Raw genomic sequence first — 1,684 nt, forward strand, 5'->3', positions numbered from 1 at the left:
GCACGTCGCGCCCTCATCGGTTGATGCCCGGCGGACAACGGACCCGGGGCCCGCTGTCCGCGCGACGACTCAGCGCACCTCCCAGCCCTTCTCGCCCCGCGCGTATTGCTTGCCCGCGGGCAGCTCGCCGTAGAAGAGCAGGTCCTTCACGCCCACCACCGACTTGCCGTCGAACAGGCCCACCTCGCCCTTGGCGGGGAAGGTGATGCCCAGCGCGGAGGCATCCAGCCGCACCGTCTGTCCCGGCGCCACCGTCATGTCGCCCAGCACCACGCCCGTCGGCGGTGCCACCTGCGTGGGCGCATGGTCACTCACCGCCAGGCTCACCCGCAGGTTCGTTGTCAACGTCATGCCCTGGAGCGACACGGCCTGCGTGCCCTCATTGGTCACCTCCACCCAGCCCGCGCGCGGATCAAAGGCCTTCAGCACCAGCGTGGACTTCCGCGCCGCCAACCGCTTCACCTCCGCCTTCACGAAGTCCCGGCGCACCTGCACGAAGCGCTTCATGTACGCCTTGCCCGCGGCGAAGCGCGCGTAGTCCATGTACGGGTCGGTCTTCATGGACGCATCCACCAGCGCATGGAGCTGGTCGATGTACGGGTTCATCACCTCCGGGGTGAACAGCTCCTCCAGCGCCTTGTCCAGCCGCGCCTCCAGCCGGGCGCGCAGCACGGGGTTCATCACCACGCGCGTGCCCAGGTTGGAGAACACCGGCAGGTAGCCCGGGTAGCTCCCCGTCTCCAGCTTGCGCTGCTGGTACATCTTCTCCACCCAGCCATCCAGCAGCGTGAAGTTGAACAGCGGGTGCTTCATGCTGTTCGTCGACGTGGACATGTCCTGCACGGTGTTCGTGTACCACCAGCGCGCGTCCACGTTGTTCAGGTCCCACGGCACGTAGCGCCAGCGCCCGGTGATCTTGTCATTCAGGAAGTAGCTCTCCGAGTCCTCCACGTAGTTGTTGGACATCAGCGCGTCCAACACCATGGAGCGCACGTAGGACTCCACCTCCAGGTTCTTCTCCAGCGTGGTGACGAACTGCGGCTCCGGCGTGTGGTTGATGACGTCCAGCACCGCCCACAGCGCGTCGTTGGGCTCCTTCTCGTTCGTCTTCTTCACCCAGTCGCCCTGGTAGGGCACCTTCCACGTCTTGAACTCGGTGTCCTTCCAGCCCGCGCGGTAGATGGACGCGTCGTCGTCCGGAAGCGCATGCGCCTTCAGGAAGGCCTTGTTGACCTGCTCCACCTCCAGGAACACGCCTTCGTACTGGCCATTCACGGACAGCCGCACGAACTTCGCGGTGGACGCCGGCACCCGCATCGCGGTCAGCAGGTCGTAGGCAATCTTCTCCGCCAGCATCGACGCGTCGGCGTACTCGGCCACGAGGTTGAGCGATGTGCGGCCCTCGAACTTGTCCTTGTCCGCGAAGCTGACGTTCCAGCTCTTCTTGTCGAAGAACCGCGCGGACGCCCCGCGCAGCCGCACCTTCACCGGGAAGCTCTTGCCGTTGGCCTGGAACGTCGCGTCCTGCTCCTCCGTCCACGGGTCGGCCTGGAACTTCGCCATCGCCTCCGCGGGGATGACCAGCGCGTAGTCCGCCAGCGCCGTCTGCACCTTCGGCATCGTGAAGGGCCGCTCCACCTCCGGAACGGGCGGCGGGTCCACGGGCGGCGGGTCCACCGGGGGA

1 protein-coding gene is annotated in these 1,684 nt (G+C 66.6%); it reads right to left on the reverse strand.

The annotated features are described in order from the left end of the window. Nucleotides 1-69: 69 nt before the first annotated feature. Nucleotides 70-1,684 (reverse strand): CotH kinase family protein (locus tag D7Y13_RS41340; RefSeq protein ID WP_244222469.1); only part of this gene is annotated, 1,615 nt, incomplete at its 5' end.

Origin of the sequence: Corallococcus praedator, from assembly GCF_003612125.1 — a bacterium.
Lineage (GTDB): Bacteria > Myxococcota > Myxococcia > Myxococcales > Myxococcaceae > Corallococcus > Corallococcus praedator.